We start from the raw sequence: 24,279 nt of genomic DNA on the forward strand, positions 1-24,279 counted from the left end.
GACCGATGAACGGCCTGTGTGCAATCAGTGACATGCAATAGACAACGCGACCGGCCCACAGGCCGGCCGCGCTCAGGAAATTTCCCGGCGGAACGGCGGCAACGCATTGAGGATAGCCTTGCCATAACGCTGGGTGACCAGGCGCCGGTCCAGCAGGGTGATGGTGCCGCGGTCCTGCTCGGTACGCAGCAGGCGGCCGCAGGCCTGGACCAGCTTGAGCGAGGCGTCCGGCACCGAGATCTCCATGAACGGGTTGCCGCCCCTGGCTTCGATCCACTCGGCCAGCGCGGCCTCCACCGGATCGTCCGGCACCGAGAACGGGATCTTGGCGATCACCACGTGCTCGCAGTAGGCACCAGGCAAATCCACGCCCTCGGCGAAGCTGGCCAGGCCGAACAGCACGCTGGAATCACCGCCATCGACCCGCGCCTTGTGCTTGTTCAGGGTTTCCTGCTTCGACAGGTTGCCTTGAATGAACACCTGCTTGCGCCAGTCGCGGTCGAGGCCGTCGAACACGTCCTGCATCTGCTTGCGCGACGAGAACAGCACCAGGGTGCCCCGCGAGCCTTCCACCAGTTCCGGCAGGTCGCGGATGATCGCCGCGGTGTGGGCCGGCGCATCCCGCGGGTCGGCGCGCAGGTCGGGGACCCGCAGCACCCCGGCGTCGGCATGATGGAAGGGGCTGGGCACCACCGCTGTCACGGCCTTTTTCGGCAGCCCGGCACGCATGCGGAAGCGATCGAAGGTACCCAGGGCGGTCAGGGTGGCGGAGGTCACGAGCGCGCCATAAGCCACGTTCCACAGGTTCCGACGAAGCATCTCCGCGGCGAGGATCGGGCTGGCGTTGACCTCGATGTCGAACAGCGAGCCGCTTTCCGCCAGGGTCAGCCAGCGCGCCATCGGTGGGTTGTCTTCCGGGTCTTCGGTGGTGAAGGCGGTCCACAGCTCCCAGTTGCCCGAGGCGCGGGACAACAGGCTGCCGAACAGCGGGTACCACTCCTCGGCCTGGTTGCTGGCGATGCCGATGTTGACCTCGCCGTCCATGCCTTCCTTGAGCAGGTCGGTCAAGCGGGTGAACAGGTCGGTCAGGCGCGAGAAGCCTTTCTTCAGCTCGATGCCCATTTCCCGCATATGGTCGGGGATCAGCCCGCCGACGAAACGATGGCGCGGCCGCTCGCGGCCTTCCATGTCTTCGCCGGTCTTGAAGTCGGCCAGTTGCTCGCAGGCGGTGAACATGAACTGCTGCTGGGTCTTGATCTCCCGCGCCAGCTCCGGTACCTGTTCGATCAGCTTGCCCAGGTCGCCCGGCAGCGGGTGCTGGGCCAGCAGCTTGGTGAGGTTCTTGGCGGTCTGCTCCAGCCAGTCGGCGGTGGAACGCAGGCGGGTGTAGTGGGCGAAGTGGCCGATGGCCTTGTCCGGCAGGTGGTGGCCTTCGTCGAACACATAGAGGGTGTCGCGCGGGTCCGGCAATACGGCACCACCGCCCAGGGCCAGGTCGGCCAGGACCATGTCGTGGTTGGTGACGATCACGTCGACCTTGCCCATGCCTTCGCGGGCCTTGTAGAAGGCGCACTGGCCGAAGTTCGGGCAATGGCGGTTGGTGCACTGGCTGTGATCGGTGGTCAGGCGCGCCCAGTCAGAGTCTTCCAGGGCGGTGGGCCAGCTGTCGCGGTCGCCGTCCCATTTATTGCCGGCGAGCTTCTCGATCATGCTGGTGAACAGCTTCTGGCTGGCCTCGTCGACCTCGATCTTGAAGCCTTCTTCTTCGAACAGCTGGGCGGTGGCGGTTTGCGCGTGGCCTTCCTGCAGCAGCATGTCGAGCTTGGACAGGCACATGTAGCGACCACGGCCCTTGGCCAGGGAGAAGGTGAAGTTCAGCCCGCTGTTGCGCATCAGGTCGGGTAGATCCTTGTAGACGATCTGCTCCTGCAGGGCGACGGTGGCGGTGGCGATCACCAGGCGCTTGCCGGCGGCCTTGGCGGTCGGGATCGCCGCCAGACTGTAGGCCACGGTCTTGCCGGTACCGGTGCCGGCTTCCACGGCCACCACGGCCGGGTCGCCGGAACGCCGGCCTTCGTCGTCGGTGTCGACATCGCCCAGGACCTTGGCCACTTCAGCGATCATCAGGCGCTGGCCGTAACGCGGTTTCAGGCTCTTGGCTTCGAGAAAACGCGAGTAGGCGCCCTGGATCGTAGTTTTGAGTTCGTTGCTGATCATGATTCTTCGGGCGCGAGAAACGCTGGATAAATTTTCAGTGGTTCGGATCGGCCGCTATCATACCCCGCTAATTCATCCCGCGCAGAACGGAGTACCCGAATGACAGCCTTTGCCCTTGCCTACACCCTGCATGTCCTGGCCGCCCTGGTCTGGGTCGGTGGCATGTTTTTCGCCTGGATGGTGTTGCGTCCCGCGGCGGTGGCCGCCCTTGAGGGGCCGGCGCGGTTGAAGCTGTGGGCAGAAGTGTTCCCACGGTTTTTCGTCTGGGTCTGGGTCGCGGTGGTGCTGTTGCCGATCAGTGGTGTCGGCCTGATCCACCTGCGGTTCAGCGGCTTCGAGACCGCGCCGCGCTATGTGCAGGTGATGATGGGCCTGTATGTGGTGATGACCGCGCTGTTTATCCGGATCCAGTCGTTGCAGCTGCCAGCGCTGCGCCAGGCGGTGGCGGCCGAGGACTGGCCGGCGGGGGCCACGACCCTGGGCAATATTCGGAAATTGGTGGGGATCAATCTGATCATTGGCCTGCTGCTGGTAGCTGTGGCGGCGGCCCGGCCGATGTTCTAAAGGCGGATAGCGGGAGAAGCATCGCGGGCAAGCCTCGCTCCTACAGGGTTGTGTTGTCTGTAGGAGCGAGCGGGCGGCGATCCGACTTGCCCGCGATGGCGCTGGAATCAGCGCCGCCTATTTAAGGACTGTTTACAGGCGCTGTACCGTGACCGAACCCGCGGGGCCTGCCGGCCCTGGATGGCCTTCGGCGCCAGGACGGCCGCTCTTGCCACCGTCGGCGCGATAGACGAAGCAGCCCTTGGACTTGCCGCCAGCCCCGGGTTTGCCGCCCGCACCGGCCACACCGCCGGCCCCGCCATCGACCCAGACCTTGATCTGCTCCGCCGGGTAATCGCGCGGCAGCTCGACCCGCACCTGGGCACCCGCCGCCCCCGGCTGACCGTCACCGCCGTTGTCGCCATCGGCGCCACGCCCGGCCTGGCCCCAGGTGCACCCCGGCTCTTCGCCGTTGGCGCCATCGAGGCCGACATAACCCGGCGCGCCGATGCCGCCGCGTGCATCCACCGAGAGTTCCCCGGCCTGCAGCGAGGCGATACGCAGATTCAGGTTGCGCCCGGGTTTGGCCGCCTTCTGGTAAGTCCCCGGAGCCCCGCGGGAGGTGATCTGGCTACCAGCCTCCAGGTCGGCATGGTCGACGTTCAGCAGCAGGCTCTGTTCGGCCGGAACGATAGTGATCCGCGCTTCACGCCCCAGGCGCAACTCGCCGACCTTGACCTCGGTGACATTGGAGGGGATCAGCAAGGTGCCGTAGTCGGCCACTTCCAGGCGCTCCAGTTGCAGGCTGCTGGTGGTGTTGGGCAGGCGCATCAGGGAGTTGGTCTCGACCGTCACCACCTGGGCCTGGACCAGTGGGCTGCATAGCACGGCGAGCAGGCAGAGCTTACGCATGGCCGACCTCCGCGGGCTTCGCCGCCTTGAAGGTCTGCAGATGGAAAATGCCGGTCAGGAGAATCTGCAGGCGATCTCGCCAAGGGTGGGCGCGGCCCTTGAGGCTGCCGTTGAACAGCAGCAGCTCCATCAGGTGGGTCAGCAGCAACAGGCTGCCTGCCAGATTGATCAACAGATGAATCGGATTGATCAGCGGGATGACCAGATTGACCAGCACCAGCAACCAGAACAGCAGCGTCAACAACTTGCCCAGCCCCCAAAACACCTTCATATGCCCCCCTTTGCGAGTTTTTCTTTGCGCGCACAGTAACCACTTCGGCGAGGCATAAGCCAGAGGGCGGCGAAAATTCTCCCGCCGCTCCCTGCCAAGCCGCCCTGGCGCCTGGTGATCAACGCTGAATATGCAGCTCCACCCGACGGTTCTGCGCCCGCCCTTCTTCGGTGGCGTTGTCGGCGACCGGCTCGCTCTCGCCCTTGCCCTGGCTGGTCAGTTTGTCCGGTGCCAGGCCCTGGCTCAGGAGGAATGCGACGACGCTGCTGGCGCGGCGTTCGGACAGCTTCTGGTTGTATTCATCCGTCCCTTGGCTGTCGGTGTGGCCGACCACCTTGATGCTCTGCACGTCGGCACCCTGAAGCTTGGCCAGCAGCCCCTGCAGCTGGTTTTGCGCCTCGGGTGTCAGTTCCGTCGAGTCGAAGGCAAACAGCACATCGCCCTGATCGCTGAGGGTGATCACCTCGGATTGCGCCGCCGGCTCGGCTGCGGGTGCGGCCGGGTATTGCGGCAACGGGCAGCCACGATTGTCGACCGGGGTATTGGCCGGGGTATCCGGGCAACGGTCACGGCGGTCGAACACGCCGTCATCGTCCTTGTCGCCATCCTGGGCATAGCAGATCAAGCCACCGGTCACCAGGCCGAGCGCCGCGCCACCCGCGGCCCAGCCACCGCTTTCAATGGCGCCCAGGCCACCGCCCACCAGGCCGCCGAGCAGGCTGCAGATTGGCCACGTACGCTGGTTGAGGGGGGCAGTGCCGTCGCTGTGGGTAGCGCAGCCTGTGAGCAGGCTGCCGAGCAGTAGAACCGGCAAGGCGGCTCGCGCGAGAAGACTCATCATGAATGCTCCTGTGTCACCGGCCCATACCGGTCACACAGGAGTAAAGACCCGCATGGGCGGCTGCACAAGCCGCCCATGCCAGGCAATCACGCCAGGCAATCAGCGGTTGATTTTGATTTCCGTGCGCCGGTTCATCGCCCGGCCGTCGGCGGTTTTGTTATCCGCGACCGGTTGGCTCTCGCCGGCACCGACTACCGAAACGAAACTGCTGCGGGGTACGCCCGCGCTGATCAGGTACTCAGTCACCGAACGCGCGCGTTTTTCCGAGAGGCGCTGGTTGTAGGCATCACTGCCCACGCTGTCGGTGTGCCCGGTCACGCGCAGCTGCGCACTCGGGGCTTCCTGTTTCAGGCGCGTGGCGATGGTGTCGAGCTTGGCCTTGTCGGCGCCGGTCAGCCTGGCCGAGTCGAATTCGAAGTGCACGTCACGGATGACAATGGTCTCTTCCTTGACCACCACCACTTCCTCGACCACGGCTACAGGCTCTGGCGGGCAACCGTTGGCGTCCACCTGCACGCCTTTAGGCGTGCCAGGGCACTTGTCGCGGCTGTCCGGCACGCCATCGCCGTCTTCGTCGCCATCTCCATGCACCCAGCAATAACCGGCCGCGACGCCGGCGCCCAGCAAGGCGCCGTATCCCGCCCAGGACGAGCTTTCAATCGCGCCCAACGCAGCCCCACCGACACCCCCGACAGCAGCGCAGGTCGGCCAATCGGTTTTCTGCAAACCTGCGCAACCAGTCAACACACTGGTTAGCAGAACCAAGGGTAATGCTGTCCGAACTATGCTCATCTAGTTATCTCCTGAGGGAATCGGCTTAGAACCGATTGGGGGAGTAAAGACCTGGCTTTAAATCTCCGCCAGCATGAGGCTGGCGGGCTTTGCCCCTGGATTTGCCCAGGAACGGCTGTCATTTCAGACAAAACGGCTCTAGGCCCGCGGGTCCGGGCAGGCTAGTCTTTGCCACTCAAAGATTGAGGAACTTCGATGACCGCAGGTATTTCTTCGCGCACGCCCCAGCAGGCCCTGGCCGCCCTGCTCGACCGCTACGCCCCGCAACAGCTGCTGCTGATCGGTGCCAGCGGGTTTCCGGCCCTGGAGGCGTTTCGCCAGGCTCACCCCGAAACCGTCATCGCCCAGACCGCGCCCGGCCCGTTGCCGGCGGGACTGGCGGCGCGCCGTTTCGACCTGGCGCTGGCGGTCGACTGCCTGGAGCATCTGCCCAAGCGCGACGGCCTGAACCTGCTCGGCGGGATCCGCAATCTCAACGCCAGCCGCATCGCGGTACTGGCCGACCTGAATGCCTGCGGCTGGAAGGAGACCGACTTTTTCTCCCTGGCCCTGCAGGCCAGCGAACGTTTCCAGCGCGACGAACAGGTCCTGACCCTGTTCACCTACGATCTGCTTGAATACAAACAAGTGCCCGACTGGCTCAACTCCAGGTTCTGGGCGAATCCGGAAAACTTCGGAAAGTACTGGTGGTAATGCGATGAGTACCTCTATTTGTCCCTGCGGCAGTGGCAACCTGCTGGACGCCTGCTGCGGCCACTACCATGCCGGCCACCCCGCGCCCTGCGCCGAGGCCCTGATGCGCTCGCGCTACAGTGCCTACGTGCTGGGCCTGGTGGATTACCTGGTGGCCACCACGCTGCCGGCACAACAGAGCGGCCTGGACCGCCAGTCCATCAGCGACTGGAGCGCGCAGAGCACCTGGCTGGGCCTGGAAGTCGAAAGCTCGGAAGTCTTCGGCGGCCAGCCGGAACACGCCTTCGTCACCTTCACCGCGCGCTGGCACGACAACACTGGCGAACACAGCCATCGCGAACGCTCATCCTTCGTGCAGAACAGCGGGCACTGGTATTTCATCGACCCGACCGTGCAACTCAAGGCCGGCCGCAACGATGCCTGCCCCTGCGCCAGCGGGCAGAAATTCAAGAAGTGCTGCGCCAGCTATTTCACCAGTTGAATCCCCGCCCCTGAGCCTGTCCTCGCGTGCGCTCCGCGGTTGCTAGACTGGGAGTTCAAACGGAGTAACGCCATGGTCGTTCAGCTGCGCGCACTACGGACCTTCGGACTGCTCACGGTGCTGGCGCTTTCAGGCTGTGCCTCGTGGTTCGTCGACAACACCCTCGACCCGCAGGTGCACCTGGTCAAGGTCGAGGTGATCAAGGCGAATTTGCTGGAGCAGCGTTTGCGCCTGCACTTTCGCGTCGACAACCCCAACGATGCCGACCTGACCGTCCGCGCCCTGGAATACCGGATTCATCTCGGCGACGTGTTGCTGGCGGAGGGGGAACATGAACACTGGTTCACCATCGGCCCCAAGCACAGCGCCTACTTCCAGGTCCCCGTGCGCACCAACCTGTGGCCGCAGATACGCCAGGTGGTGAAATGGCTGAAGGAACCGCAGCAACCGATCCCCTATCGCCTGGACGGTTTGCTGGAAACCGGATTATTCATCGGCCATGACGTGCACCTGGCGCGCAAAGGCGAGATAATTCCTGCCGATTTTATTCCGGAGCAACCTCGATGACCCAGCAACCCCATGTCCATGGCCCTGACTGCAACCACGATCATGACCACCACGATCACGATCACGGCCATGTTCACGGTCCGCATTGCAACCACGCTCACCAGGAGCCGGTGCGCAACGCCTTGAAAGATGTCGGCCGCAACGACCCTTGCCCATGCGGCAGCAGCAAGAAATTCAAGAAGTGCCACGGCGCCTGATGCCGTAATGCTGTGTCTTTGTCCTGCTTCTATGTAGGAGCAAGGGGGCGCCTAGCTCTTGCTCGCGATGAGATCAACTCGATTAACCGAGTCGCCTGCATCGCGAGCAAGCTTCGCTCCTACAGATCGCGTTGCAGGATCTGTCTCGAATCGATCACCGTCGCATACTCGCCATGCAGGTTGCCCAGCGACATGGCATGCACCTCCTCGGCGCTGTGGGCCTGACCGAAAAAGTCGACCTTGTCGAAGGTGTAGCAGGCGTCTTCCACCACCCAGGTATCGAACCCCAGATTGCCGGCGGTCCGCGCCGTCGATTCCACCGAGTTGTGGGTCGCCACACCGACAATCACCAGTTGGCCGATCCCGGCCTTGCGTAAATCGGCCTCCAGGGTCGTGGCGCAGAAGGCATCCGGCACCTGCTTCTGGATCACCGCCTCAGCGCCCTGCGGCATGAATCGCTGCTGAAACTCCACCCCCGACTGCCCCGGCCAGAACACCGACTGCTCGCTGCGGGACAGGTGCTGCACATGGATCAAAGGCCGCGCCGTCTGGCGCCAGTAAGCCAGCAACTCGGCGATGCGCTCCTCGGCCTCGGGGTTGTTACGCCGCCCGAGCCTGGGGTGCAGGATGCCCTGTTGCTGATCGATCAGGATCAGCGCTGCATTGGTCTGAAGCTCCATGCTGACTTTTCTCGTGTCGGGTCATTGAATTCCACGCACTTCAACATCACCTCTCCAGACAGGCAAGCCGTCGAACGTAGACCGGACCACCGAATACCACTGTTGGCTATCCGTAACAGAATGTCCTTCGTTTACCTGGAGAGTCCCATGATCGACCTGTATTACTGGACCACCCCCAACGGCCACAAGATTTCCCTGTTCCTCGAGGAAACCGGCCTGCCCTACAGCGTGCACCCGGTCAACATTGGCCAGGGCGAGCAGTTCAAGCCCGAGTTCCTGAAGATCGCGCCGAACAACCGGATCCCCGCCATCGTCGATCATCAGCCTGCCGATGGCGGTGCGCCGCTGTCGCTGTTCGAGTCCGGGGCGATTCTGCTGTACCTGGCGGAAAAGACCGGGCAGTTCCTGCCCAAGGACCTGCGTGGACGTCAGGAAGCCTTGCAGTGGCTGTTCTGGCAGATGGGTGGCCTGGGACCGATGGCCGGGCAGAACCACCATTTCAGCCAGTTCGCCCCGGAGAAAATCCCTTACGCGATCAAACGCTACGTCGATGAAACCGCGCGCTTGTACGGGGTGCTGGACCGACGCCTGGCGGACCGCGATTTCGTCGCCGGCAGCAAATACAGCATCGCCGACATGGCGATCTATCCGTGGATCGTCTCCCACAAGTGGCAAAGCCAGAATCTGGAAGACTTCCCCAACCTGCATCGCTGGTTCAACCGCATCCTCGATCGCCCCGCGACCGCGCGCGCCTATGCCATCGCCGCCCGGATCAACCCACCCAAATCCTGAGGCCCGATAGTCCACTGCCGGCCGGCAAACAGCGGTGGCTGCTCTGTTCCGGGCAACCACCGAACGGCCGGCGCGGGCTATTTATCCGGCAACGCAGAAATACTCTCAGCCCCCGCTTGCGCGGCACTCGCCTGCTCACTAACGTAGCGCCTTTATCGACGCTACCCCCCCGCAGGAGCTTTGCCATGGCCTCGCCAGCCTTCTCACATTTTCTTCCCCGGTTCGGCGTTGCCGCGGCAGTGGCCGGCGTTCTCAGCCTGGCCGGTTGCCAGTCATGGAACACCCAGGACAGCCTGCCGCCGACCTCTGGCGTGCAACCGCTCAAGGGCCTGGCCCAGAACGTTTCGGTCCGGCGCAATGCCATGGGCATGCCGCTGATCGAAAGCAACACCTTCCACGATGCGCTGTTCGCCCTGGGTTACGTGCACGCCAGCGACCGGATCAACCAGATGGTGACCCTGCGCCTGCTGGCCCAGGGCCGGCTGGCCGAGATGTCCGGTGCCGACGTGCTGGACGTCGACCGCTACATGCGCGCGGTCAACCTGAAGAACAGTGCCGGCGAGCTGTACAAAGCCTCGTCCCCGAGGATCAAGCGCTTCTTCGAGGTCTACGCCCGCGGGGTCAACGCCTACCTGTTCCGCTACCGCGACAAGCTGCCGCCAGACCTGGCCGCCACCGGCTACAAGCCCGAATACTGGAAACCGGAAGATTCGGCGCTGATCTTTTGCCTGCTGAACTTCAGCCAGTCGGCCAACCTGCCGGAAGAAATCAACGCCCTGGTGCTGGCACAGAAAGTTGGCGCCGACAAGCTCGCCTGGCTGACCCCGAGCTACCCGGACGAAGCGCTGCCGCTGGCCGAGAGCGACAAGCTCAAGGGCCTCAACCTGAATGTCCCGGGCTTGAGCGAAATCAGTACCGCCGCCGGCAAGCTTGGCGAACTCAACCCGCTGAGCATCGCCGGCGCCAGCAACTGGGCCATCGCTCCCCAGCGCAGCCGCAGCGGCAAAAGCCTGCTGGCCGCCGACAGCCACTCGCCGGCATGGAACCTGGTGCAGATCCGCGCGCCCAAGTACCAGGCCGCGGGCGCCTCGATCGCCGGCCTGCCGATGATCGTCCAGGGTTTCAACGGCAAGGTGGCCTGGAGCATGACCTCGGTCGCCGGCGACAACCAGGACCTGTTCCTGGAAAAACTCAAGCGCCAGGGCAATGCGCTGTATTACGAAGCCAATGGCAAATGGCTGCCGGCCGTGGTGCGCAACGAAACCTACTTCGTCAAAGGCCAGCGGCCGATTCGCGAGGTGGTCTATGAAACCCGTCACGGCGCCCTGCTCAACAGCGCCAGCAACCTGAGCGGCGGCTACGGCCTGGCCCTGCAACAGCCGGACCTCAAGGACGATAAGAGCCTGGACGCGTTTTTCGACCTGTCGCGGGCGCAGAACGTGGAGCGAGCCTCCGACGCCAGCCGCGAGATCCGCGCTATCGGCCTGAACATGCTGTTCGCCGATGCCAGCCATATCGGCTGGCAGGTCACCGGCCGCTTCCCCAACCGCCGTGAAGGCGAAGGCCTGCTGCCGTCGCCGGGCTGGGAAGGCCGTTACGACTGGGACGGCTATGCCGACCCGATGCTCCACCCCTATGACCAGGACCCGGCCCAGGGCTGGCTGGGCACCGCCAACCAGCGGATCATCCCCCACGGCTATGGCATGCAGCTGTCCAACTCCTGGTACTACCCCGAGCGTGGCGAACGCCTGGCCGAGTTGGCCGGCAGCGGCAAGCACGACGGCCGCAGCATGATCGCCATGCAGTACGACCAGACCACCCCCTTCGCCGCCAAGCTGAAGAAGATGTTCGAAGCCCCCGGCATGGCGCAGCCCCTGAAGAAAGCCATCGACGCCCTGCCCGAAGCCGAGCGCAGCAAGGCCCGCGAGGCCTACAGCCGCCTGATGGCGTTCGACGGCAAACTCAGCCCGGTATCGGCCGATGCGGCGATCTATGAGCTGTTCCTGCAGGAAAGCGCCCGGCAGATCTTCCTCGACAAACTGGGTTCGGAATCCAGCCCGGCCTGGAAGGCCCTGGTGGCCAACGGCGCGCTGTCCTACTCGGCCCAGGCCGACCATTTGCTGGGCCAGGAAGACAGCCCGTTCTGGGATGACAGCCGTACCCCACAGAAAGAAGACAAGCCGGCGATCCTCGCCCGCAGCCTGGCCGCCGCCATCAGCGCCGGTGAAAGCCAGCTGGGTGGCGACCGCAGGGCCTGGCAATGGGGCAAGCTGCACAGCTACCACTGGAAGAACGCCAATGGCCAGGTCGTTCGCGGGCCGCTGCAGGCCGGTGGCGATCACAGCACCCTGAACAGCTCGCCGTACCGCTGGGGCCAGGACTTCACGGTGACCGAGGCGCCGGCGCTACGGTTGATCGTCGATTTCGGCCAGAGCGAACCGCTGAGCGTCATCAACAGCAGCGGCCAGTCGGGCAACCCGGCCAGCCCGAACTACCTGAACGGCATCGACGCCTGGCTCAAGGGCCAGTACCTGAGCTTGCCGCTGCAACCGCAGAACTTCGACCGCCTCTACGGCAAGACCCGCCTGACCCTGGCGCCAGGCAAGTAACACCGGCCAGCCCGCCCCTCTCCACAAGGGGCGGGCTTGAGCCCGGTAACGCTTCACTCCCCTCGCCGATCCGGCCCTGCCACGCTCCCGGCAGCCGCGCCCTTTCCTGCGCGAAATCGCCCACGCGCCCTATTGATGCAAGGCTTCCCACACGCTCTTTTTTGGGGCGCGGCCGACGCACGGCAGGCTCTCGCACCACCTTTTAAAACAGTTGTTCGGGACTCTGGTTCGGAAATTGCTACTTTCATTAAGTCTGACGCGTTGCAGTAACAGTACTAATGCGCCACAAGCGCTCATATTGGTTTTTAGGGATTTAATAATGAAAAAAGCATTGCTGACCCTTTCTGCACTGGCTCTCTGCATGGCCGCCGGTTCCGCGCTGGCCAAGGAATACAAGGAACTGCGCTTCGGCGTTGACCCGTCCTACGCACCTTTTGAATCCAAGGCCGCCGATGGCAGCCTGGTCGGCTTCGACATCGATCTGGGCAATGCCATCTGTGCCGAACTGAAGGTCAAGTGCAAATGGGTCGAAAGCGACTTCGACGGCATGATCCCGGGCCTCAAAGCCAATAAATTCGACGGCGTGATCTCGTCCATGACCGTCACTCCGGCCCGCGAGAAAGTCATCGACTTCTCCAACGAACTGTTCTCCGGCCCGACTTCCTTCGTGTTCAAGAAAGGTTCCGGCCTGACCGAAGACACCGCATCGCTCAAGGGCAAAACCGTCGGCTACGAGCAGGGCACTATCCAGGAAGCCTACGCCAAGGCCGTGCTGGACAAGGCCGGGGTGAAGACCCAGGCCTACCAGAACCAGGACCAGGTGTATGCCGACCTGATTTCCGGGCGCCTCGATGCGTCGATCCAGGACATGCTGCAAGCCGAACTGGGCTTCCTGAAGTCGCCACAGGGCGCCGACTACGAGGTGAGCAAACCGGTGGACAGCCCGCTGCTGCCGTCCAAGACAGCTATCGGTATCTCCAAAGGTAACAAAGAGCTCAAGGCCCTTCTGGATAAAGGTATCAAAGCGTTACACGACGATGGCACCTACGCCACCATTCAGAAAAAGCACTTTGGCGATCTGAATCTCTACAGCGGTAAATAAGGTCCTGGCGCCCATCCTCGATGGGCGCCTTTTTTATCGCCACAGGTCTCTGATTTATGTTCGAAGAACTTCTGCAAACCCTTGGGCTTTCCGCCTTCAGCCTCAAGGGGTTCGGTCCGTTGTTGCTGGAAGGCACCTGGATGACCATCAAACTCTCGGTATTGTCGCTGTTACTCAGCGTCCTGCTCGGCCTGCTCGGCGCCAGCGCCAAACTCTCGCAGCTGGGCCTGCTGCGCCTGCCCGCCCAGCTCTACACCACGCTGATCCGCGGCGTACCGGACCTGGTGCTGATGCTGCTGATTTTCTACAGCCTGCAAACCTGGCTGACCACCTTCACCAACTTCATGGAATGGGAATACATCGAGATCGACCCGTTCAGCGCCGGGGTCATCACCCTGGGCTTCATTTATGGGGCGTACTTCACCGAAACCTTCCGTGGCGCCATCCTCGCCGTGCCGCGCGGGCAGATCGAAGCCGCCACCGCCTACGGCCTCAAGCGTGGCCAGCGTTTTCGCTTCGTGGTGTTTCCGCAGATGATGCGTTTTGCCCTGCCGGGTATCGGCAATAACTGGATGGTGATGCTCAAGGCCACCGCGCTGGTGTCGATCATCGGCCTGGCCGACCTGGTCAAGGCGGCCCAGGATGCCGGCAAGAGCACCTACCAGCTGTTCTACTTCCTGGTGCTGGCGGCCTTGATCTACCTGGTCATCACCAGCGCCTCCAACATCGTCCTGCGCTGGCTCGAACGCCGTTATGCCGCGGGCTCGCGGGAGGCGGTGCGATGATCGAGCTCCTGCAGGAATACTGGAGGCCCTTCCTCTACAGCGACGGCTACAACGTCACCGGCCTGGCGATGACCATGTGGCTGCTCAGCGCCTCGATCTTCATCGGTTTCCTGGTGTCGATCCCGCTGTCCATCGCCCGGGTCTCGCCCAAGCTCTACCTACGCTGGCCGGTGCAGTTCTACACCTACCTGTTTCGCGGCACGCCGCTCTATATCCAGCTGCTGATCTGCTACACCGGGATCTACAGCATCGCCGCGGTCCGCGCCCAGCCCATGCTCGATGCGTTCTTTCGCGACGCGATGAACTGCACCATCCTCGCCTTCGCCCTGAACACCTGCGCCTACACCACGGAGATTTTCGCCGGGGCGATCCGCAGCATGGCCCATGGCGAGGTCGAGGCGGCCAAGGCCTACGGCCTCAGCGGCTGGAAACTGTACGCCTACGTGATCATGCCCTCGGCCCTGCGCCGCTCGTTGCCCTACTACAGCAACGAAGTGATCCTGATGCTGCACTCGACCACCGTGGCCTTCACCGCGACCATCCCGGATGTGCTGAAAGTCGCCCGCGACGCCAACTCGGCAACCTTCATGACCTTCGAGTCCTTCGGCATCGCCGCGCTGATCTACCTCACCGTGACCTTCGCGCTGGTCGGCCTGTTCCGTCTCGCCGAACGCCGCTGGCTGGCCTTCCTCGGGCCGACCCACTAGAACAAGGCAAATCATCATCCATGCGCCAACAGACTCATGATCTGCTCGCCCCGGTGCCGGGGACCTCGCGCCAGATCCACAGCTTTCACTTCGGCCCCGAGCGGGCCGAAGGCAAGATCTACATCCAGTCGTCGCTGCACGCCGATGAACTGCCGGGCATGCTCGTGGCCTGGCACCTCAAGGCGCGCCTGGCGGAACTGGAGGCCCAGGGCCGCCTGCGCAGCGAAATCGTCCTGGTGCCGGTGGCCAACCCGGCCGGCCTGGAACAGGTGTTGATGGACGTGCCGCTGGGCCGCTACGAGCTGGAAAGCGGGCAGAACTTCAACCGCTGGTTCCTCGACCTCGGCGAAGAAGTCGGCAACGACATCGAAGGCCAACTGGGCGACGACCCACGGCACAACCGCGAAATCATCCGCGCCAGCCTGCGCGACGCCCTGGCCCGGCAGACCGCCGGCACTCAGTTGCAGTCCCAGCGCCTGGCCTTGCAGCGCCTGGCCTGCGACGCGGACATGGTGCTGGACCTGCACTGCGATTTCGAAGCCGTAACCCATCTGTACACCACGCCAGAGGCCTGGCCGCAGGTCGATCCGCTGGCCCGCTACATCGGCTCGCAAGCCAGCCTGCTGGCCACCGACTCCGGCGGCCAGTCGTTCGACGAATGCTTCACCCTGCTCTGGTGGCAATTGCAGCAGCGTTTCGGCGAGCGCTTCGCCATTCCCCTGGGCAGCTTCTCGGTCACCGTCGAGCTGCGCGGCCAGGGCGACGTCAACCACAACCTGGCCAGCCGGGATTGCCAGGCCATACTGGATTACCTGGGCCATTTCGGCGCCATCGCCGGCGAGGCTCCGCCCCTGCCCGATCTGCCCTACCCGGCCACCCCGCTGGCCGGCGTGGAGCCGGTGGCCACGCCCGTGGGCGGCCTGCTGGTGTTCACCGCCCTGCCCGGGGAGTACCTGGAAGCCGGGCAACAGGTGGCCGAAGTCATCGACCCGATCAACGATCGCGTCACCCCCGTTCATTGCAGCTGCGCCGGCCTGCTCTACGCCCGCTCGCTGCGCCGCATGGCCACGGCCGGCATGGTGATCGCCCATGTCGCCGGCCGCGAAGCCTATCGCAGCGGCTACCTACTTTCGCCTTGAGGATGCATGCCCCATGTACAAATTGACCATTGAAGGCCTGCATAAATGCTACGGCGACAATGAAGTGCTCAAAGGTGTTTCGCTCAAGGCGAAGACCGGCGACGTGATCAGCCTGATCGGCGCCAGCGGCTCGGGTAAAAGTACCTTTCTGCGCTGCATCAACTTCCTGGAAACCCCGGACGACGGCGCCATGAGCCTGGACGGCCAGCCGATCCGCATGGTCAAGGACCGCCACGGCATGCACGTGACCGACGCCGACGAACTGCAGCGGATTCGCACGCGCCTGGCCATGGTGTTCCAGCATTTCAACCTGTGGAGCCACATGACGGTGCTGGAGAACATCACCATGGCCCCGCGCCGGGTGCTGGGCGTCAGCAAGAAGGACGCCGAGGAGCGCGCCCGGCGCTACCTGGACAAGGTCGGCCTGCTCCCCCGGGTGGCCGACCAGTACCCGGCCTTTCTCTCCGGTGGCCAGCAACAGCGGGTGGCGATTGCCCGGGCGTTGGCGATGGAGCCGGAAGTGATGCTGTTCGACGAACCCACCTCGGCCCTCGACCCGGAGCTGGTGGGCGAAGTGCTCAAGGTGATCCAGGGCCTGGCCGAGGAAGGCCGGACCATGATCATGGTCACCCATGAAATGAGTTTCGCCCGCAAGGTGTCGAGCCAGGTGCTGTTCCTGCACAAGGGCCTGGTGGAAGAGGAAGGCGCGCCGGAAGAGGTGCTGGGCAATCCGAAGAGCGAGCGCTTGCAGCAGTTCCTCAGCGGTAACCTTAAGTAAGCCAGGCGCCTCTATGGATAAAGGCCAGCCCGCCGGAACCTCGATGAGGTTCGGCGGGCTGGCCTTTTTCTGAGAGTGGCGTCAATCAGGCGACAGGAGCGGGAGGCGGCTCGTCCGGCAAGGTCGGCTCGCCTGGTTCGGTCGGCTCGGCGGGTTGCGGGGTATCCGGGTCGGGCTGACCGGGAATGCCGCCTGCCACACCGGGGTGCGCCAGCAGTGACCAGGCCAGGACGCCGACCTGATTGGGCTCAAGTCTGGCAAGTGTGGCGCTTATAAGCGGATCGATCTTCATGGGGCACTCCTGAGCTAAGCACGGTCCGCTGTGCGCAAACCGGGGCAGTCCTCTGGTTAGAGTATCTGCCCGCTGAGGAATTCCCGCTATTCGTCAGACGACGGAGTCAGGTACGCGGCAGGGTCACGCCACGCTGGCCCTGGTACTTGCCGCCACGGTCCTTGTAGGACACTTCGCACTCTTCGTCGGACTCCAGGAACAGCATCTGCGCCACGCCTTCGTTGGCGTAGATCTTCGCCGGCAAGGTGGTGGTGTTGGAGAATTCCAGGGTCACATGGCCTTCCCACTCAGGCTCGAGAGGGGTGACGTTGACGATGATGCCGCAACGGGCGTAGGTGCTTTTACCCAGGCAGATGGTCAGCACGTTGCGCGGAATGCGGAAGTACTCGACGGTGCGGGCCAGGGCGAAGGAGTTGGGTGGAATGATGCACACGTCGCTCTTGATGTCGACGAAGCTGCCGGCGTCGAAGTTTTTCGGATCGACGGTGGCCGAATTGATGTTGGTGAACACCTTGAACTCATCGGCGCAACGCACATCGTAGCCGTAGCTCGAGACACCGAAGGAAATCAGCCGATCCGAGCCTTCGCCACGCATCTGGCGCTCCACGAAAGGTTCGATCATGCCGTGCTCTTGCGCCATGCGGCGAATCCACTTGTCCGATTTGATGCTCATGGCGGGTGTCCTGAAATAGCGAGGTGGAAAAAATCTGTCCGGCATCTTACCGGGGTGCGCCTGCGGGTTCAAAGTCTGCACCGCTTTTCTCGCTGAAAGCCGCAATACTTGCGGGCTGGAGGCTATGTACGGCACCGCCAGTCACTAAAAGCGCGAATCCTTGGCAAAGAACATTGGCAGGTTCCGGAAAAAGGGTTAAGGTGGCGCCACTGTGCTGCTTGTGTCACTGAGAATCTCTACACGATGTTGAATTTCGATCCAACCATCTCCAAGAATTTTTCCTGCTCTTTGCACTCAGTCTCGGCCAGGGCTTTTCCTGAGTCGCAGTTAACTTTGTCCAAGGAGATACACCATGTCTAATCGCCAAACCGGTACCGTTAAGTGGTTCAACGATGAAAAAGGCTTCGGCTTCATCACTCCACAATCCGGTGACGACCTGTTCGTACACTTCAAAGCTATCCAATCCGACGGCTTCAAAAGCCTGAAAGAAGGCCAACAGGTTTCTTTCATCGCTACCCGCGGTCAGAAAGGCATGCAAGCTGAAGAAGTTCAAGTTATCTAACTTGTACTGAAACAGTAAAAAGCCCCGCCCTCAAAGCGGGGCTTTTTTGTGCCCGGATGTTTTTGCTTAATGGCACCCACTCTATATGATCCGCCCCCTCGGACAATCATATGGAAATAGCAGGATGCCGTTCAGACACTGGAAGTTGTTGAGCGCAGCGGTGCTCACACTCGCCCTCCCTCTAGCACTCAACGCCACACCTCGCCCCGACCATCCAACGGTCGTCGTCGGCATGGACAGCAACGCCAGCTACATTGCCAAGGACTCGAAACAACAACCCGAGTTGCGGCGCGCCGTGCTGCTGGAGCTTTCCAGCGCCCATCGTTGCGGCAGCAACGAGGTTTACCTCACGCCTGAATCCTCAGGCATCCCCACGGAGTCCTTCGGTCAGGCCCTGGAAGAAATCCAGCAGCTGATCGATGACCAGACCCCACTTTTGCTGACTCTTTCGGACTGCGACGGAAAACGAGCCTTTTTCGAAAAAGTCCGGCCCTGCACCGCCCAGGAGTGCGCTGAACTGACAGCCTCCCTGGTCGACGGCAAGCTCTACCTCGACGAACACTATGCGCCGACAGGCCAAGGCCAGGCCTCGTATTTTCTGACGATGCCGATAAGCTACGACGACCGGCAAAAGGCCTGGAACGCAAAAATCTTCTACGTCGAGTCAGGCACCCTGCGCCGGGACTATTTCGTCAGCGCCGAGGACTTCGTTTCGGGCAAGGCTGTTCACGCCTCGAAAACCTACTACCCGGACGGACAGGTCCGCCACAGCGTTGGTTATGACCTCAATGGCAAACGCCAGGGCGAGGCGCTGACCTACTCCGAGAGCGGTGTCGTGGTTAAACGCTCGAACTATCGGGACGGTCTCCTCGAGGGCTGGCAGAGCACTTATCACGACAATGGCAAAGTCGCCGACTCCTACAACTGGCGCCAGGGCAAACGCGTCGACGGCGAATACCTGGAATACGACGAGAACGGCAAGCGGGTCGGGCGCATCAGCTACCGTGCAGATCTGCCGGACGGCCCAGCTATCAGCTACTACCCGGATGGCCAGATCAAAGACAGCGGACAGTTCGTTGCCGGCAAGAAAGTCGGCCCGAGCCTGTCCTACTACCCTGACGGCACCCTGGAAAGCACAGTCGATTTCGTCGACAACCAGCCCGTGGGCTGGCAAATCCAGTACCACCCCAACGGCAAGGTAAAGCAGAAACAATTCAACGACGAACACGGCACCCAGCGCAGTTATGCCCTCTGGAACGAACAGGGCGCGCAAACCCTCCAGTGGCAATGGGATGAACAGCACCGCGAGCAGGGCGACTTCAAGGCGTGGTACGACAACGGCCAGCTCAAGGATCACAAGATCTACAAGGACGCGAAACTCGAAGGCCCTGCCGTTACCTGGTACGAAAACGGTCAGATGGAATCATCTACGGATTACCTGGATGGCAAAGAGCATGGCTGGATGCGCCTCTGGAACCAGGACGGCAGCCTGCAGAGCGAATGCCAGTACCAGACAGGCGCCCGTCAAGGCGCATGCAGTTGAGCCGGGCATGACACAGCGCTATTGAGACAGCACTTGCGCTGCCAAACAAAAAAGTCCCGCCGGTGCAAACCGCGGGACTTCTTCATTTCAGGGCCTGTGAGCTTACCAGGCGACGCCAAACCCCGCGGTGTAACGGGTCTTGTTGAGATCGCTCTCCTTGGTGCCACTGATGATGTCCCGTTCGGCCTTGAGGTTGAGCGACGCCCACTCCGTGACCTTGTAGCGCAGGCCGATTTCGGCATCCAGGGCGTAATCGGCAATATTGGACAGCGGCCTGCCCACCTCGCCATTGGTAAACAGCTCGACCCGCTTGCCAATCAGGTAACGGTTGTAGTCCCACTTCATGGCCAGGGAATAGAAGTTGTCTTTGCCGCCATCCTTGTACTCGTAGTCGGTGCGGTTGAGCAGCGAACCCAGGGAGAACGCCCCCAGTTCGTTATCCCAGAACTGGTAACCCGGGCCGGTACCCACCACACGCTGGCGGGCCAGATCCTCGACCTTGTCACGCTTGTAGTTCAGCCGCCCTTGCCAGAACCACTTATCGGTGAGGAAGCGGTCCAGCGCGTATTCGGCGCGCCAGTTGTCGGTGGTGACGACATCGTTCTGGAATTCGCGGTTGTACTCGCCTTCCGCCGTGTGTCGCCATTTGCCGTGGCGCGCCGAGGTCTTGAAGTCGATGTCGTAGTCGTCGGTGTCCTTTTCCGCCCGCTGATAGTCCAGCGCCATGTCGACATTGCCCTTCCACACCAGATCCTCGACCATTGGCTTGGGCTTCATGATCTGCTGGATGCTCGCCAGTTCGACGGTCTTCGGCGTCTCGCCATTGGCCAGGGTGACCTTGCCGTCTTCCGCCGCATGCAGGGACTTGGCCTTCTCGCCGGTGTAGGCATCCTGCTTGACCAGCAGTTCCTGATCGCTCTCCAGCGTCTTAACCTGCTTCCAGTCGATCGGGATGGCCCCGGCATACTCGGTCTGGATCAGTAACTTGCCACCATCGAACACGTTGATCTTGCCGGTCAGACGGTCACCGTTCTTCAACCAGACGGTATCGGCGAGCAAAGGCGTGGAGGTACTGAAAACGGCAAGGCACAACAGGGTTCTGGACAACATAAACAGATACAGGACTCGAGTTTGCGAAAAAAACCGGCATTATCCACATGAATAAAACCTCAGGTAGGGACTGACTCGACTATCTATAGTGAGTTCAATCCTCAACGGTTAATAACCCCTTTGTCCTACAGACGGTTTACAGGCCTGCATCAGGAAACCCGAACGTGATCGAACCGCTCGACGCCGACCAAAGCCCCGCCGAAATCCGACGCACGGCGCTCTACCTGACCCTGGCCCAAGTCCCGGAAGGCAAGGTAGTCAGCTATGGGCAACTGGCGGAAATGGCGGGCCTGGGTCGCGCCGCACGCTGGGTGGGACGAACCCTCAGCCGGTTGCCCGCCGACACCACCCTGCCCTGGCACCGTGTACTGGGCGCGGGCGGGCGCATCAGCCTGCCCGTGGGCAGTGCATCGGGCGACGAACAGCGCGCGCGACTGCGTATGGAAGGTGTCTCGATCCTGAACAATCGTGTGGATATTCGGCGCCATGGCTGGCGTCCGGTAGAGCACAGCGGTTAGAGTGCGCGCTTTGTTTCCGTAATTCTTGAGGCAGACTCCAGCCCATGCCCCGTAAAACCTGGCGCGCCGCGCTCGCCGCCTATGCCAGCCCCTCGACGCTCGTGCTGTTGCTGCTTGGTTTCGCCGCCGGCCTGCCCTACATGCTGGTGTTTTCGACACTTTCAGTCTGGTTGCGCGAAGCCGGTGTGGCCCGCGAGACCATTGGCTACGCCAGCCTGATCGGCCTGGCCTACGCCTTCAAATGGGTCTGGTCGCCCTTGCTCGACCAATGGCGCCTGCCCCTGCTGGGCAAACTCGGACGCCGTCGCTCCTGGCTGGTCCTGTCGCAATCGCTGGTGCTACTCGGGCTGATCGGCATGGGCTTCTGCGATCCGCAAAAGCACTTGTCCTGGCTGATCGCCATTGCCGTTATCGTCGCCTTCGCCTCGGCCACCCAGGACATCGCGGTGGACGCCTACCGCCTGGAAATCGCCGAAGACAGCCGCCAGGCCGCCCTGGCCGCCGCCTATATGTCCGGCTACCGCGTCGCCGCCCTGCTGGCCACCGCTGGCGCCCTGTTCTTCGCCGAAGGTTTCGGCTCCACCGGTTTCAGCTACAAGCACTCGGCCTGGACCGGCACCTATGTGCTGTTCGGCGTGCTGATGATCCCGGCCCTGCTGACCACCCTGTTCATGCGCGAACCGCCGGTGCCGCTGCGCACCCAGCTGTCGGCCGGGCGCTACAGCTTCTTGCACCAGCTGGTGTCGGTATTCGTGCTGATCGTGCTGCTGGTGTCCGTGCCGGCGATGTTCACCCAGCTGTACAACACCGACTTCGCCAGCGTGCTGTTCGAAGGTGTCAGCCTGCTGGACCTGCTGCTGGAAGACCGGGCATTCCTGCGCGCCATTCTCTACACCATCCTGACCGCGCTGTGCCTGTCGGCCATGGGTCGCCGCGGCTTAGCCCCGGTGCTGACGCCGGTCAACGACTTCATCCTGCGCTACCGCTGGCAAGCCCTGCTGCTGCTGGGCCTGATCGCCACCTACCGGATGTCGGACACAGTGATGGGCGTGATGGCCAACGTGTTCTACATCGACCAGGGCTTCACCAAGGACCAGATCGCCAGCGTCAGCAAGATTTTCGGCCTGATCATGACCCTGGTCGGCGCCGGCATGGGCGGCCTGCTGATCGTGCGCTTCGGCATCCTGCCGATCCTGTTCATCGGCGGCGCCGCCTCGGCCGCGACCAACCTGCTGTTCCTGATGCTGGCCGACATGGGCCCCAACCTGCAGATGCTGGTGGTGACCATTTCCCTGGACAACTTCAGCTCGGGCCTGGCCACCTCGGCCTTCGTCGCCTACCTGTCGAGCCTGACCAACCTGAAGTTCTCGGCGACCCAGTACGCCCTGCTCAGCTCGATCATGCTGCTGTTGCCGCGCCTGATCGGCGGTTATTCGGGGGTCATGGTGGAAAAGTTCGGCTATCACGACTTCTTCCTGATCACCGCCCTGCTCGGCGTGCCGACCCTGATCCTGATCGCCCTGCACTGGTTCCAGGAAAGCCGCCGCGCCGAACCGCCGCAAGCGCCCGAAGCCACGCCACCCGCGCCTCCACCCGCTACTGCGATCAGCGAAGAACCCTAGGAAACCCCGGGGCATACCGGCATTCATCCGGCGCCCCGACCTCCCCCGGCCGCAATCCTGTACGCCAACGGTTCTCGCCCGTACAATGCTTCGTCATTTCTAGTCTTCAGCAACCGACAACGGCCTACCATGCGCACCAGTCAATTTTTGCTCGCCACACAGAAAGAAACGCCTTCCGATGCGGTCGTAATCAGCCATCAGCTGATGCTGCGCGCCGGCATGATCCGCAAACTGGCCTCGGGCCTGTACACCTGGCTCCCGATGGGCCTGCGGGTGATGCGCAAGGTCGAAGCCATCGTTCGTGAAGAAATGAACGCCGCCGGCTCGCTTGAAGTGTTGATGCCGAGCACCCAGCCGGCTGAACTGTGGCAGGAATCCGGTCGCTGGGAGGAGTACGGCCCTGAACTGCTGCGCTTCAAGGATCGCCACGGTCGCGACTTCTGCGCCGGCCCGACCCACGAAGAAGTGATCACCGATCTGGCCCGCAACGAGCTGAGCAGCTACAAGCAGCTGCCGATCAACCTGTACCAGATCCAGACCAAATTCCGCGATGAAATCCGTCCACGCTTCGGCCTGATGCGCGGTCGCGAGTTCATCATGAAGGACGCCTACTCCTTCCACGCCGACCAGGCATCGCTGCAGATCACCTATGACCGCATGCACCAGGCCTACTGCAACGTGTTCACCCGCCTGGGCCTGAAATTCCGTCCGGTCGAAGCCGACAACGGCTCCATCGGCGGCGCCGGCTCCCACGAATTCCACGTACTGGCCGAGTCCGGCGAAGACGACATCGTTTTCAGCAACGGCTCCGACTACGCGGCGAACATCGAGAAAGCCGAAGCCGTGCCACGGGAAACCTCGCGTCTGGCGCCGAGCGAAGAACTGCGCCTGGTCGACACCCCTGACGCGAAAACCATCGCGCAGCTGGTGGAAGGCTACAACCTGCCGATCGAAAAGACCGTCAAGACCCTGGTGGTGCACGCCGAGGAAGCCGGCAAGCTGATCGCCCTGATCATCCGTGGCGACCACGAGCTGAACGAAATCAAGGCCGCCAACCAGCCTGGCGTCGCCAGCCCGCTGGTCATGGCTTCGGAAGCCGAACTGCGTGACGCCATCGGCGCCGGCGCCGGCTCCCTGGGCCCGCTGAACCTGCCGCTGCCAATCATCGTCGACCGTTCCGTGGCCCTGATGAGCGACTTCGGTATCGGCGCGAACGTCGACGACAAGCACTATTTCGGCTTCAACTGGGAACGCGACATGCCGGTCCCAACCGTGGCCGACCTGCGCAACGTCGTCTCCGGCGACCCGAGCCCGGACGGCAAGGGCACCCTGGAAATCAAGCGCGGCATCGAAGTCGGGCACATCTTCCAGCTGGGCAACAAGTACAGCAAGGCGATGAAGTGCGAAGTGCTGGGCGAGAACGGCAAGCCGGTCACCCTGGAAATGGGCTGCTACGGCATCGGCGTGTCCCGCGTGGTGGCTGCGGCCATCGAGCAGAACAACGACGAGAACGGCATCATCTGGAGCGACGCCCTGGCCCCGTTCCAGATCGCCCTGGTACCGCTGCGCTATGAAACCGAGCAGGTTCGCGAAGCCACCGACAAGCTGTACGCGCAACTCACCGCCGCCGGCTTCGAAGTGCTGCTGGACGACCGCGACAAGAAGACCAGCCCGGGCATCAAGTTCGCGGACATGGAGCTGATCGGCATTCCACACCGGATCGTGGTCAGCGACCGCGGCCTCGCCGAAGGCAACCTGGAATACAAGAGCCGTACCGAAGCCGAGGCGCAAGCGCTGCCAGTGGCTGACGTGCTGTCCTTCCTCCAAGCCCGTATCCGTCGCTGAAACCAGAT

Annotated in this window: 26 protein-coding genes; 17 read left to right on the forward strand and 9 right to left on the reverse strand. The window is 62.8% G+C overall.

Features of this window, described 5'->3' with window-relative positions:
• Window positions 1-72 precede the first annotated feature (72 nt).
• Window positions 73-2,217, reverse strand: coding sequence for an ATP-dependent DNA helicase DinG (dinG, locus tag DK261_RS21035; RefSeq protein ID WP_016702043.1), 2,145 nt, complete (start codon window positions 2,215-2,217; stop codon window positions 73-75).
• Between the two features lie 99 nt (window positions 2,218-2,316).
• On the opposite strand from dinG, the gene DK261_RS21040 reads away from it, so the two are divergent.
• A complete protein-coding gene (locus DK261_RS21040) occupies window positions 2,317-2,781 on the forward strand; it encodes a CopD family protein (protein ID WP_009047368.1) in 465 nt (154 codons plus the stop codon).
• Window positions 2,782-2,913: 132 nt separating this feature from the next.
• Here DK261_RS21040 and DK261_RS21045 read toward each other — a convergent pair whose 3' ends face one another.
• From DK261_RS21045 to DK261_RS21060, 4 genes are all read right to left on the reverse strand, one after another.
• Window positions 2,914-3,672: a collagen-like protein gene (locus tag DK261_RS21045; protein WP_110176263.1), complete on the reverse strand. Its 759-nt coding sequence runs from the start codon at window positions 3,670-3,672 to the stop codon at window positions 2,914-2,916.
• The gene (locus DK261_RS21050; protein WP_009047366.1) at window positions 3,665-3,943 is read right to left on the reverse strand and encodes a DUF1145 domain-containing protein; all 279 of its coding nucleotides are present in this window, start codon (window positions 3,941-3,943) and stop codon (window positions 3,665-3,667) included. The genes DK261_RS21045 and DK261_RS21050 overlap by 8 nt, the downstream gene beginning before the upstream one ends.
• Before the next feature lie 118 nt (window positions 3,944-4,061).
• Window positions 4,062-4,781: an OmpA family protein gene (locus tag DK261_RS21055; RefSeq protein WP_009047365.1), complete on the reverse strand. Its 720-nt coding sequence runs from the start codon at window positions 4,779-4,781 to the stop codon at window positions 4,062-4,064.
• Between the two features lie 102 nt (window positions 4,782-4,883).
• The gene (locus DK261_RS21060; protein WP_028681813.1) at window positions 4,884-5,576 is read right to left on the reverse strand and encodes an OmpA family protein; all 693 of its coding nucleotides are present in this window, start codon (window positions 5,574-5,576) and stop codon (window positions 4,884-4,886) included.
• A gap of 195 nt (window positions 5,577-5,771) precedes the next feature.
• Here DK261_RS21060 and DK261_RS21065 point away from each other — a divergent pair, with 195 nt between their 5' ends.
• The 4 genes from DK261_RS21065 (at window position 5,772) to DK261_RS21080 (ending at window position 7,514) form a co-directional block, all read left to right on the forward strand.
• Window positions 5,772-6,269, forward strand: coding sequence for a DUF6231 family protein (locus DK261_RS21065; protein WP_028681814.1), 498 nt, complete (start codon window positions 5,772-5,774; stop codon window positions 6,267-6,269).
• Window positions 6,270-6,273: 4 nt separating this feature from the next.
• Window positions 6,274-6,750 (forward strand): YchJ family protein, encoded by a 477-nt coding sequence (locus tag DK261_RS21070; protein WP_028681815.1) that lies wholly within the window; start codon window positions 6,274-6,276, stop codon window positions 6,748-6,750.
• A 72-nt stretch (window positions 6,751-6,822) separates the two neighbouring features.
• A complete protein-coding gene (locus DK261_RS21075) occupies window positions 6,823-7,317 on the forward strand; it encodes an LEA type 2 family protein (RefSeq protein WP_009047361.1) in 495 nt (164 codons plus the stop codon).
• The gene (locus tag DK261_RS21080; protein ID WP_007923047.1) at window positions 7,314-7,514 is read left to right on the forward strand and encodes an SEC-C metal-binding domain-containing protein; all 201 of its coding nucleotides are present in this window, start codon (window positions 7,314-7,316) and stop codon (window positions 7,512-7,514) included. The genes DK261_RS21075 and DK261_RS21080 overlap by 4 nt, the downstream gene beginning before the upstream one ends.
• Window positions 7,515-7,633: 119 nt before the next feature.
• On the opposite strand, the gene DK261_RS21085 is transcribed toward DK261_RS21080, so the two are convergent.
• Window positions 7,634-8,194 (reverse strand): cysteine hydrolase family protein, encoded by a 561-nt coding sequence (locus tag DK261_RS21085; protein WP_028681816.1) that lies wholly within the window; start codon window positions 8,192-8,194, stop codon window positions 7,634-7,636.
• 147 nt (window positions 8,195-8,341) lie between these two features.
• Here DK261_RS21085 and DK261_RS21090 point away from each other — a divergent pair, with 147 nt between their 5' ends.
• From DK261_RS21090 to DK261_RS21120, 7 genes are all read left to right on the forward strand, one after another.
• A complete protein-coding gene (locus DK261_RS21090) occupies window positions 8,342-8,986 on the forward strand; it encodes a glutathione binding-like protein (protein ID WP_110176264.1) in 645 nt (214 codons plus the stop codon).
• A gap of 185 nt (window positions 8,987-9,171) precedes the next feature.
• Window positions 9,172-11,595: a penicillin acylase family protein gene (locus DK261_RS21095; RefSeq protein ID WP_110176265.1), complete on the forward strand. Its 2,424-nt coding sequence runs from the start codon at window positions 9,172-9,174 to the stop codon at window positions 11,593-11,595.
• A gap of 319 nt (window positions 11,596-11,914) precedes the next feature.
• Window positions 11,915-12,697 (forward strand): transporter substrate-binding domain-containing protein, encoded by a 783-nt coding sequence (locus DK261_RS21100; RefSeq protein WP_009047357.1) that lies wholly within the window; start codon window positions 11,915-11,917, stop codon window positions 12,695-12,697.
• Window positions 12,698-12,753: 56 nt separating this feature from the next.
• Window positions 12,754-13,482: an ABC transporter permease gene (locus DK261_RS21105; RefSeq protein WP_009047356.1), complete on the forward strand. Its 729-nt coding sequence runs from the start codon at window positions 12,754-12,756 to the stop codon at window positions 13,480-13,482.
• Window positions 13,479-14,189 (forward strand): ABC transporter permease, encoded by a 711-nt coding sequence (locus tag DK261_RS21110; protein ID WP_009047355.1) that lies wholly within the window; start codon window positions 13,479-13,481, stop codon window positions 14,187-14,189. Before DK261_RS21105 ends, DK261_RS21110 begins: the two co-directional genes overlap by 4 nt.
• A 20-nt stretch (window positions 14,190-14,209) precedes the next feature.
• Window positions 14,210-15,328 (forward strand): succinylglutamate desuccinylase/aspartoacylase family protein, encoded by a 1,119-nt coding sequence (locus DK261_RS21115; RefSeq protein ID WP_038630774.1) that lies wholly within the window; start codon window positions 14,210-14,212, stop codon window positions 15,326-15,328.
• A 13-nt stretch (window positions 15,329-15,341) separates the two neighbouring features.
• Window positions 15,342-16,106 (forward strand): ABC transporter ATP-binding protein, encoded by a 765-nt coding sequence (locus tag DK261_RS21120; protein ID WP_110176266.1) that lies wholly within the window; start codon window positions 15,342-15,344, stop codon window positions 16,104-16,106.
• Window positions 16,107-16,191: 85 nt separating this feature from the next.
• Here DK261_RS21120 and DK261_RS21125 read toward each other — a convergent pair whose 3' ends face one another.
• Together DK261_RS21125 and dcd are read right to left on the reverse strand one after the other, a co-directional pair.
• Entirely contained in the window at window positions 16,192-16,398 is a 207-nt protein-coding gene (locus tag DK261_RS21125) for a hypothetical protein (RefSeq protein ID WP_038630772.1), read from the reverse strand.
• A gap of 106 nt (window positions 16,399-16,504) precedes the next feature.
• Window positions 16,505-17,071 (reverse strand): dCTP deaminase, encoded by a 567-nt coding sequence (dcd, locus tag DK261_RS21130; protein ID WP_009047351.1) that lies wholly within the window; start codon window positions 17,069-17,071, stop codon window positions 16,505-16,507.
• A gap of 352 nt (window positions 17,072-17,423) precedes the next feature.
• Here dcd and DK261_RS21135 point away from each other — a divergent pair, with 352 nt between their 5' ends.
• Both DK261_RS21135 and DK261_RS21140 read left to right on the forward strand, forming a co-directional pair.
• Entirely contained in the window at window positions 17,424-17,633 is a 210-nt protein-coding gene (locus DK261_RS21135; protein ID WP_002554837.1) for a cold-shock protein, read from the forward strand.
• Between the two features lie 85 nt (window positions 17,634-17,718).
• Window positions 17,719-19,176 carry a toxin-antitoxin system YwqK family antitoxin gene (locus DK261_RS21140; protein WP_256597592.1) on the forward strand — a complete coding sequence of 486 codons (1,458 nt, stop codon included), beginning with the start codon at window positions 17,719-17,721 and terminating at the stop codon, window positions 19,174-19,176.
• Between the two features lie 102 nt (window positions 19,177-19,278).
• On the opposite strand, the gene DK261_RS21145 is transcribed toward DK261_RS21140, so the two are convergent.
• The gene (locus DK261_RS21145) at window positions 19,279-20,286 is read right to left on the reverse strand and encodes a DUF481 domain-containing protein (RefSeq protein ID WP_110176268.1); all 1,008 of its coding nucleotides are present in this window, start codon (window positions 20,284-20,286) and stop codon (window positions 19,279-19,281) included.
• Between the two features lie 164 nt (window positions 20,287-20,450).
• On the opposite strand from DK261_RS21145, the gene DK261_RS21150 reads away from it, so the two are divergent.
• The 3 genes from DK261_RS21150 to DK261_RS21160 all read left to right on the forward strand — a co-directional run bounded on the left by DK261_RS21150 (window position 20,451) and on the right by DK261_RS21160 (window position 24,271).
• On the forward strand, window positions 20,451-20,804 hold the full coding sequence (locus DK261_RS21150) for an MGMT family protein (RefSeq protein WP_009047348.1): 354 nt from the start codon (window positions 20,451-20,453) through the stop codon (window positions 20,802-20,804).
• Between the two features lie 44 nt (window positions 20,805-20,848).
• Window positions 20,849-22,426 (forward strand): AmpG family muropeptide MFS transporter, encoded by a 1,578-nt coding sequence (locus tag DK261_RS21155; protein ID WP_028681821.1) that lies wholly within the window; start codon window positions 20,849-20,851, stop codon window positions 22,424-22,426.
• Between the two features lie 129 nt (window positions 22,427-22,555).
• Window positions 22,556-24,271, forward strand: a complete 1,716-nt coding sequence (locus tag DK261_RS21160; protein WP_053268366.1) for a proline--tRNA ligase — start codon at window positions 22,556-22,558, stop codon at window positions 24,269-24,271.
• Window positions 24,272-24,279: the final 8 nt, after the last annotated feature.

Origin of the sequence: Pseudomonas sp. RW409 (assembly GCF_003184125.1) — a bacterium.
GTDB classification, from domain to species: Bacteria; Pseudomonadota; Gammaproteobacteria; order Pseudomonadales; family Pseudomonadaceae; genus Aquipseudomonas; species Aquipseudomonas chlororaphis_I.

What these genes read in the sequence shown, in the direction of transcription:
- dinG (WP_016702043.1), bottom strand. Translation starts at nt 2,217, where the DNA reads ATGATCAGCAACGAACTCAAAACTACGATCCAGGGCGCCTACTCGCGT.
- DK261_RS21160 (WP_053268366.1), top strand. Translation starts at nt 22,556, where the DNA reads ATGCGCACCAGTCAATTTTTGCTCGCCACACAGAAAGAAACGCCTTCC.
- DK261_RS21090 (WP_110176264.1), top strand. Translation starts at nt 8,342, where the DNA reads ATGATCGACCTGTATTACTGGACCACCCCCAACGGCCACAAGATTTCC.
- DK261_RS21125 (WP_038630772.1), bottom strand. Translation starts at nt 16,398, where the DNA reads ATGAAGATCGATCCGCTTATAAGCGCCACACTTGCCAGACTTGAGCCC.
- dcd (WP_009047351.1), bottom strand. Translation starts at nt 17,071, where the DNA reads ATGAGCATCAAATCGGACAAGTGGATTCGCCGCATGGCGCAAGAGCAC.
- DK261_RS21050 (WP_009047366.1), bottom strand. Translation starts at nt 3,943, where the DNA reads ATGAAGGTGTTTTGGGGGCTGGGCAAGTTGTTGACGCTGCTGTTCTGG.
- DK261_RS21120 (WP_110176266.1), top strand. Translation starts at nt 15,342, where the DNA reads ATGTACAAATTGACCATTGAAGGCCTGCATAAATGCTACGGCGACAAT.
- DK261_RS21045 (WP_110176263.1), bottom strand. Translation starts at nt 3,672, where the DNA reads ATGCGTAAGCTCTGCCTGCTCGCCGTGCTATGCAGCCCACTGGTCCAG.
- DK261_RS21135 (WP_002554837.1), top strand. Translation starts at nt 17,424, where the DNA reads ATGTCTAATCGCCAAACCGGTACCGTTAAGTGGTTCAACGATGAAAAA.
- DK261_RS21055 (WP_009047365.1), bottom strand. Translation starts at nt 4,781, where the DNA reads ATGAGTCTTCTCGCGCGAGCCGCCTTGCCGGTTCTACTGCTCGGCAGC.
- DK261_RS21155 (WP_028681821.1), top strand. Translation starts at nt 20,849, where the DNA reads ATGCCCCGTAAAACCTGGCGCGCCGCGCTCGCCGCCTATGCCAGCCCC.
- DK261_RS21145 (WP_110176268.1), bottom strand. Translation starts at nt 20,286, where the DNA reads ATGTTGTCCAGAACCCTGTTGTGCCTTGCCGTTTTCAGTACCTCCACG.
- DK261_RS21080 (WP_007923047.1), top strand. Translation starts at nt 7,314, where the DNA reads ATGACCCAGCAACCCCATGTCCATGGCCCTGACTGCAACCACGATCAT.
- DK261_RS21115 (WP_038630774.1), top strand. Translation starts at nt 14,210, where the DNA reads ATGCGCCAACAGACTCATGATCTGCTCGCCCCGGTGCCGGGGACCTCG.
- DK261_RS21070 (WP_028681815.1), top strand. Translation starts at nt 6,274, where the DNA reads ATGAGTACCTCTATTTGTCCCTGCGGCAGTGGCAACCTGCTGGACGCC.
- DK261_RS21060 (WP_028681813.1), bottom strand. Translation starts at nt 5,576, where the DNA reads ATGAGCATAGTTCGGACAGCATTACCCTTGGTTCTGCTAACCAGTGTG.
- DK261_RS21075 (WP_009047361.1), top strand. Translation starts at nt 6,823, where the DNA reads ATGGTCGTTCAGCTGCGCGCACTACGGACCTTCGGACTGCTCACGGTG.
- DK261_RS21065 (WP_028681814.1), top strand. Translation starts at nt 5,772, where the DNA reads ATGACCGCAGGTATTTCTTCGCGCACGCCCCAGCAGGCCCTGGCCGCC.
- DK261_RS21085 (WP_028681816.1), bottom strand. Translation starts at nt 8,194, where the DNA reads ATGGAGCTTCAGACCAATGCAGCGCTGATCCTGATCGATCAGCAACAG.
- DK261_RS21100 (WP_009047357.1), top strand. Translation starts at nt 11,915, where the DNA reads ATGAAAAAAGCATTGCTGACCCTTTCTGCACTGGCTCTCTGCATGGCC.
- DK261_RS21140 (WP_256597592.1), top strand. Translation starts at nt 17,719, where the DNA reads ATGATCCGCCCCCTCGGACAATCATATGGAAATAGCAGGATGCCGTTC.
- DK261_RS21040 (WP_009047368.1), top strand. Translation starts at nt 2,317, where the DNA reads ATGACAGCCTTTGCCCTTGCCTACACCCTGCATGTCCTGGCCGCCCTG.
- DK261_RS21095 (WP_110176265.1), top strand. Translation starts at nt 9,172, where the DNA reads ATGGCCTCGCCAGCCTTCTCACATTTTCTTCCCCGGTTCGGCGTTGCC.
- DK261_RS21105 (WP_009047356.1), top strand. Translation starts at nt 12,754, where the DNA reads ATGTTCGAAGAACTTCTGCAAACCCTTGGGCTTTCCGCCTTCAGCCTC.
- DK261_RS21110 (WP_009047355.1), top strand. Translation starts at nt 13,479, where the DNA reads ATGATCGAGCTCCTGCAGGAATACTGGAGGCCCTTCCTCTACAGCGAC.